General features: G+C 40.8%; 7 protein-coding genes. 3 read left to right on the top strand and 4 right to left on the bottom strand.

The genetic code is table 11. From position 1 onward, the window contains the following. On the top strand, positions 1-731 hold a 731-nt coding region (locus H575_RS08685), incomplete at its 5' end, for an IS1634 family transposase (RefSeq protein WP_155897883.1). A gap of 269 nt (positions 732-1,000) precedes the next feature. Here H575_RS08685 and H575_RS08680 read toward each other — a convergent pair. Together H575_RS08680 and H575_RS08675 are read right to left on the bottom strand one after the other, a co-directional pair. Further along, complete coding sequence (locus tag H575_RS08680; RefSeq protein WP_042700895.1) at positions 1,001-2,158, bottom strand: glycosyltransferase; 1,158 nt, start codon at positions 2,156-2,158, stop codon at positions 1,001-1,003. A gap of 75 nt (positions 2,159-2,233) precedes the next feature. Next, positions 2,234-3,211, bottom strand: a complete 978-nt coding sequence (locus tag H575_RS08675) for an NAD-dependent epimerase (protein ID WP_155897882.1) — start codon at positions 3,209-3,211, stop codon at positions 2,234-2,236. Between the two features lie 96 nt (positions 3,212-3,307). Between H575_RS08675 and H575_RS08670 the strand changes: the two genes are divergently transcribed. Both H575_RS08670 and H575_RS09635 read left to right on the top strand, forming a co-directional pair. Then, complete coding sequence (locus tag H575_RS08670) at positions 3,308-4,300, top strand: hypothetical protein (RefSeq protein WP_155897881.1); 993 nt, start codon at positions 3,308-3,310, stop codon at positions 4,298-4,300. A gap of 78 nt (positions 4,301-4,378) precedes the next feature. Then, a complete protein-coding gene (locus H575_RS09635; RefSeq protein ID WP_281166578.1) occupies positions 4,379-4,501 on the top strand; it encodes a hypothetical protein in 123 nt (40 codons plus the stop codon). Positions 4,502-4,557: 56 nt separating this feature from the next. Here H575_RS09635 and H575_RS08665 read toward each other — a convergent pair whose 3' ends face one another. Both H575_RS08665 and H575_RS08660 read right to left on the bottom strand, forming a co-directional pair. After that, positions 4,558-5,664 (bottom strand): glycosyltransferase family 4 protein, encoded by a 1,107-nt coding sequence (locus H575_RS08665; protein WP_042700886.1) that lies wholly within the window; start codon positions 5,662-5,664, stop codon positions 4,558-4,560. 25 nt (positions 5,665-5,689) lie between these two features. Continuing rightward, positions 5,690-6,649: a glycosyltransferase family 2 protein gene (locus H575_RS08660; RefSeq protein ID WP_245554519.1), complete on the bottom strand. Its 960-nt coding sequence runs from the start codon at positions 6,647-6,649 to the stop codon at positions 5,690-5,692. Positions 6,650-7,019 lie beyond the last annotated feature (370 nt).

The raw sequence follows: 7,019 nt of genomic DNA, 5'->3' as shown, positions 1-7,019 counted from the left end.
AGAGTCTTTCCTTTACGACGGATGCCATTGATGAGGTGAGAAGCAGTATTCACACCTATAGTCATCGCGAGGTTATCGCTGATGAGGAGATGTTTGCTGCAACCTCTCTCAAGGAGTGGGATGGGCATCGATGTTATACGCATGTGTATTATGATCCGCGGAAGGTTTCAGAGGAGGAGGCGAAATTTTACCGGAAGATCGATGTATATTATCAGGAGCTGCGGTCTGAAAAACTGAATCCCGAGCATCAGAAGTTCTATGACAGGTTCTTTACGATTGAGAGAAAGCAGCATGTTGGAAGGGTGGTTATGCCAAACGATGAGGCTATTTTGGCGTTTCATGGTAAGTATGCGGGGTATTCGGTGATTATTTCCAATGATCTGAAGGATCCGGTTGAGGCGCTGATGGTGTATAGGGCAAAGGACCGGGTCGAAAAGTCGTTTGATAATCTGAAGAATGATTTGGATGGGAAGAGGCTTCGGGTAAGGAGCGAGTGGGCGATGGAGGGGAGGATGTTTGTGCAGTTCTTAAGTCTGATTCTGGCGTCGTATATTCAGAGGGTGATGAGGGAGAAGGATTTGTATAAGAACTATACGATGCAGTCGATTATTGAGGAGATGAAGATTCTCATGAGGATTACGCTGCCTAGAAGCAGGAAGGTTCTGTATTCGGAGTTGACGGCGGATCAGAAGAGGATTTGTGAGGCGTTTGGGATTGAGGCGGGGGCCTAGGTAAAAATTGGCGGGGGATTAGGTTAGGACATCTTCAATTTTACAGAAAACTCGTTACGCTATCATAGATTATGTTGGTAGTTTTGACAGAATCGTAAGGGTCGGAATTTGATTTCAAAAATACAACTTAAGAGTTCATCTGCTTTTCTCTTGAGACCACACTACATACATCCAAGTAAACAATAAATTACTACTAATATTTATTCAATTCTTGAATGATAAATATCTCACCCAATATCTGAGAGAAAGAGAGAACATTTCTTTAGCATTTAATCATAATATGAAGATAATAGCCTAGTATATTCTTTAAGACTTAAATCCATTGAGAAGTCTTGTGCTCTTTCTTTACCATTTATTGATAGTTTTTCCTGTAAATCCCTATTATTTATCAGTTGCATAATCTTATTTTTTAAATCAATCTCTCCACTATCTAATCCATCACTAATAGAATACTTTTTATCAGTCATTTTTTGAGTAAGTAATCCATATTCCCCATTAGTTCCAAGAATCTCTTCCATGGCAGGAGAACAATTTGATGCGATTACAGGAACTCCACAAGCCATAGCTTCTACTAACACGTTACCAAATGATTCTGAACTAGATGTTAATATAAACACATCAGATTTTGCCATATATTTGTATGGATTGCTACACCATCCAAGAAAATATACGTCATTATCGATCTCTAATTGATTCACAAGTTTCCTTAGATAATTTCGCAAAGGACCATCCCCGCAGATAATAAGACGGCAGGACATAATTTTATGAAGTTCTGAAAATACTCGGACAAGGTGCCATTGTCCTTTAACATCAGTTAATCTGCCAACAGTGATTATTGTTAAAACATTTGCCTCAAACATATCTTCATTTACTGGCATCTCTCCTAATACCTTAATATTTTCTATATTGACAGGGTTATATATCATTGTGATATTTTCGGCATATAATCCATAACCTAATATCAACTCATTTTTTACACCATGTGAAACGGCAATTACTTTAATATTGAATAATCTAACAAGTGATAACATTAATTTTTGTAATATTTTATTTCTCATTGAAAACTTACGATTTGGCATCCAATGGATAGAAATTATGGGGATACTTTTTGTAACTATTGATGAGAATATATTGATCAGATTATCTTCTAATAACATACTAAGAGAGACTTTTGGATGATACTTTTTTATTAACAAAATATATTTTAGGGTGAGTACAGGTAATTTTAAACATCTGATTATATTTGACTTTGACGTCGTGTTAGATAACGTAATGACATCATACTTCAAATCATAACAATCATCGACTTTATGCAAAGCTATTAACTGCCTGGATATTGTTTCTGGAAGATTATTTCCAAGTGTTTCTGCAACTTTTTCTGCACCCCCACCAATATATGTTCCAGAAAGGATAAATAAATCTATCATTACAAATCGTCCACGTATAATTACTGGTTAACACTAACTACAATCTATATACATTTTTTCTTATAATAATTTGGCTTAATAACTCCCCCTATACCACTCCACAAACTTCCCCAGTCCCTCCTCAATACTCGTCTTCGGCTTGAATCCAAAATCCCGCATCAGATCATCCACTTCCGCATAGGTCTGATACACATCGCCCGGCTGCATCGGTAAAAACTCCTTCTTCGCCTCTTTACCGATGCATCTCTCCAGGACCTCGATAAAGTACATCAGCTTTTCCGGCTTGTTATTGCCGATGTTGTAAACCTTATACCGGTCACCTGAAGCATCCGGTGCAGGCGGCTTTTCAAGCAGATTCATTATCCCTTCAACGATATCATCCACGTACGTAAAGTCCCGGTACATATCTCCATTGTTGAAGATCTGAATTGGCTCTCCGGCAATAATCTTCTTCGTAAAACTGAAATATGCCATATCCGGACGCCCATATGGCCCATACACGGTGAAAAAACGCAGACCTGTTGTTGGAATCCCGTATAGATGACTATATGTATATGCCATCAGCTCATTGCTCTTCTTTGTTGCGGCATACAGACTGATCGGTCTACTCACATCATCCGAAGTTGAAAATGGTGTCTTCTCCTGATTTCCGTACACAGAAGAACTGGATGCATATACCAGATGCTCGACTGGATGATGTCTGCATGCTTCCAGTATATTGAAAAATCCAATGATATTGCTGTCGACATACACCTGAGGATTATCGATTGAATACCTGACACCTGCCTGTGCTGCGAGATTGACAACGATCGCAGGCTTATAGTCAGTAAATACCGACTCAACATCCTCCTTATTTGCCAGATCGCCTTTGATGAACGTAAAATTTTGAAATTCCTTCAGAATATCCAGTCTTGCATACTTCAGCGAAGGATCATAATAGGAATTGATATTGTCATAACCGACCACCTGCACGCCGGACTCAAGGAGACGTTTTGACAGATGAAATCCGATAAAACCAGCCGCACCTGTAATGAGTATTGTATTTAATGACATTACGTCATACATTTTCTAATTATATACCCATTATAGTTTGGATTAAGATTATCTCTGATGCGATAGATATAATATCCGATGATAAAAATACGCATAATGAAAAAAACCAAAGACGTGTTATTTCGCCTCCCTTATGGAGATGTGGTAATCAATTGTTTTTTTGGTAAATATTATACTAAACTGATAAAATCTGACGAGATGTCAACTGGTGGGAGTTGTGATGCCAGATATTGTTATTCAGTATGGATGCGCCACCTGATAAACTATTATAATGAATCAGGAAAGATACCAAGTACAGTGGTAGAGTTTGGTCCTGGGGACAGTATAGGCACTGGTATCGCTGCATTGTTGAGTGGGTGTGATCAATATTATGCCCTTGATTTCATGAAATATTCTGGTATGGAAAATGTAATGAATATATATGACCAGATGATAACTCTTTTCAAAAATCATACAGATGTTCCAGATGACAGAGAATATCCTAAAATCAGACCAAAGTTAGAATCTTATAAATTTCCAGATCACATTATTTCACCAGAAGTAATTGATAAGAATCTTTCTGATGAAAGGCTAGATGTAATTAAAGAATCCCTCAATAATCTATCTAACGATCACAAGACAACTATTAATAATATGATTTTATATCTCGCGCCATGGGAAAATACGATACTCCCCGAAATTAATCCAGAATTGATTTTCTCACAAGCAGTACTTGAACATATAGATAATTTAGAAAATGCATACTCTGTAATGGCATCAATATCAGTGAAGGAAACCTATATGTCACATGACATAGATTTCAAATCTCATGGATGTTCCAAATATTGGAATGGGCATTGGTCATATAGTGACTCACTATGGCAGATAATCCGAGGTAACAGGCCATATTTCATTAATCGTGAGCCACTTTCAACGCATTTTAAATTATTTTCAAAAAATGGATTCAAAATAATAAAATGTATTCAAAATAATGAAGGATTTGGCAGCTCAAGTATTTCTAGAAAAAAACTCAGAGGTAAATTTACTACATTATCGGATGATGACTTTCAAACATCATCAGCATATATTCTTGCAAAATACAATGAGTAAAATTTAATCCAATGGCATCGAAAAATATGGAAACACTCTTCCCGCAACTGACTTATACAAAGGATGCAAACCTGGCGTGTGGTGCACTCACTCGATCAGTTCAAAAAGGATGCTGCGGTGATTGTGGCAAACAGATTTGATCCGGAACTGGAAGATGCGATGGAGAAAGTGTATACACGTGATCTCTACTTCAGGGATTGAGACCGCACAATCTATTTTTTGATAAAATAATTCTCAATAAAAAAATAATTCTAAAATCAGGATTTTATGAGGTTTTCAAACACCTCATTTGTTTTTTGTACTGTGTCCTTCCAGTCGTAAGAAGTCAACACCTTATGTCTGGCGTTTTCTCCATACTGTTTCATAAGATCCGGATGTGAAATCATCTTCTCCATTGCATCAGCAATAGCCTGAGAATCCATACAGGGAACAATGAATCCGCATCCGTCAACAATATCCACAAGTTGAGGTAAGTTGGTTGAGATCACAGGCAATCCGCAAACCATTGCTTCCAGCATCGTTTTGGGAACGCCCTCTGCTAGTGATGCTGAAACAAACACCGTTGATTCTTCATAAATTTTCTGCAATTCAGTATTTGGGAAGAAATCAACCATAGTTACTTTGTCAGCAATTCCAAGCTGTTCTGCTAACTGCCGCATATGTTCCTTTTCCGGCCCTCGTCCAATCATCAATACAGAATATTCCGGGTGATTATGGGAAAACACAGCAAACCCCTCCAGAAGATATTTCGCTCCTTTTCCCGGGACATACCGTCCAACCCACAAAATTTGCTTTTTCTTGGAGACGTGTAATGGAGTTAAAAATCTCTCAACTTTAATCCCGTTATGAATGATCCTGATATTATCAGAACGCCCTTCCCAACTGGCAATCAGATCTCCCTCTTCTTTTGTATAGGTAATAACCAGATCTGCACTGGAAAAAATGAACCGTCCGGCAGTGGCATTGTACATCTTCTGAAACCAGTCGGGAACCGTCTGAGAAATCAATCCATGATTGGTTATCACCAAGTTAAAGTTCCGAAACCTTCTGATAAGTGCACATAAAAGTGTTGAAAAATATAAATGGGAATGCGCATGAACTATATCATAAGTATTGCAGTTTTTCAAAATATCCAGAAACATCTTTGGTGAAATTGTGTTTCCAGCAATGACAAAATCTCTGCCGAAATTTTGTATAGTATAATTTGCAGGAGGTTCTATATCACCAGTTACATCTGAAAAACAGGTATAGATCGTGACCTCGTGTCCACTTTCACTTTGATCTTTTGAGAGGTCATGAACGTGAAGGGTGACACCCCCAACAACATATGGATATAAATCACTTGCAACACGCAGAATTTTCATAAGTTATTATACCGTATACCAGATATTATTCCACTCTCATCATCCCGATCATCTGCGCCACCGCGTACAAAATCACCGCAACAGAACAGATCAGCATCCCCATCATCAGCATCATCATCGAGACGAGCGTGATCGTCGGGGACCAGGCGCCGGTCTCCACCGAGATCAAAAGCGCCTGATAGGCGAGAAAGACCCCGATGATCAGAATGATCAGCCCGGGGATCCCGAACGCCGTCACCGGCCGCCTGATCGTTACAAATCGTAACACATTCATCAGGACCGTGATCCCGTGCCTGAACGGATTCTGCGAACTTGTCCCGTCGATATCATACCGCACTTTGATCGGGATCTCGCCGACTTTCAACTGATGATCGCTCATCTGCACAAGGATCTCAGAACCGGCAGACATACCTTTTCCCGACGGATGGATCACCATATACGCACTCTTCGCATATGCCCGGTAGCCGCACTGCGAATCGCTCACGCGGATATTCCCGGCAGCCATCAGGGTTGCGCGGTCAAGAACCTTCATCCCGAGCTTCCGGTAGCCGGGAATCATATCCTTGCTTGAAGTCTCCAGAAACCGTGACCCGATGACAACATCATACCCCTCCATGATCTTTTCAACGAACCGGGGAACATCCTTCGGGTCGTGCTGACCGTCGGAGTCGATGATGATCAGAATATCAGGCTTATACTTCTGCGCGGTCAGAAAGATCGTGCGCAGAGCTCCGCCGTATCCCTGATTGATACGGTGACGGATAACGACCGCGCCAGCCTCTTCAGCAGCAGGGATGGTATTGTCCTTCGATCCGTCATCCACAACGACGACCACGTCGGCAAATGGCTTCACGGCAGCAACAGTGGCGCCCACACGCTCCTGCTCGTTATAGGCAGGCATCGCGACCATTACGGACGGCTTTTCCGAGAGCGGTTCCTGACTGGGTATAGAAAAATGAGAAGTTGTCGAATCGTCGTCGGTCACACTATCACCATATAGCTAGTATCCTATTATAATACTCTAGATATCTGCGCTTCCATGAGAGTTATATTTCACGGTTGTAGGAATCTGCTTCCGCTCTGCTCTGATGCTTCTTTCTGATCGGGCTGCTGAACCGTGGAAAAACACGAAGACGAAGAAACAGAATGGAGCGACGAATACCATCTCCATCCGGAAAAGAAGACGCGGCTTTGGCGCTTGCGTCGGCAATGAGTTGTCGGAGGAAGGGTGGGGGTGCGGATGAGTTCTGGAGCGCCATGCATGGATCGTAGAAGGGAGTAATGGCGGGTGTGGAAGCATGAGAAAAGACCAACCGCGAATCGGCGCGAACCGCAAATCAAAGATTTGCTCTCCG

Source organism: Methanocorpusculum bavaricum DSM 4179 (assembly GCF_000430905.1).
In the GTDB taxonomy this organism is placed as follows: Archaea; Halobacteriota; Methanomicrobia; order Methanomicrobiales; family Methanocorpusculaceae; genus Methanocorpusculum; species Methanocorpusculum parvum.
Note: the sequence above shows the minus strand (reverse complement) of the source record. Positions and strands in the feature narration are given on the sequence as shown.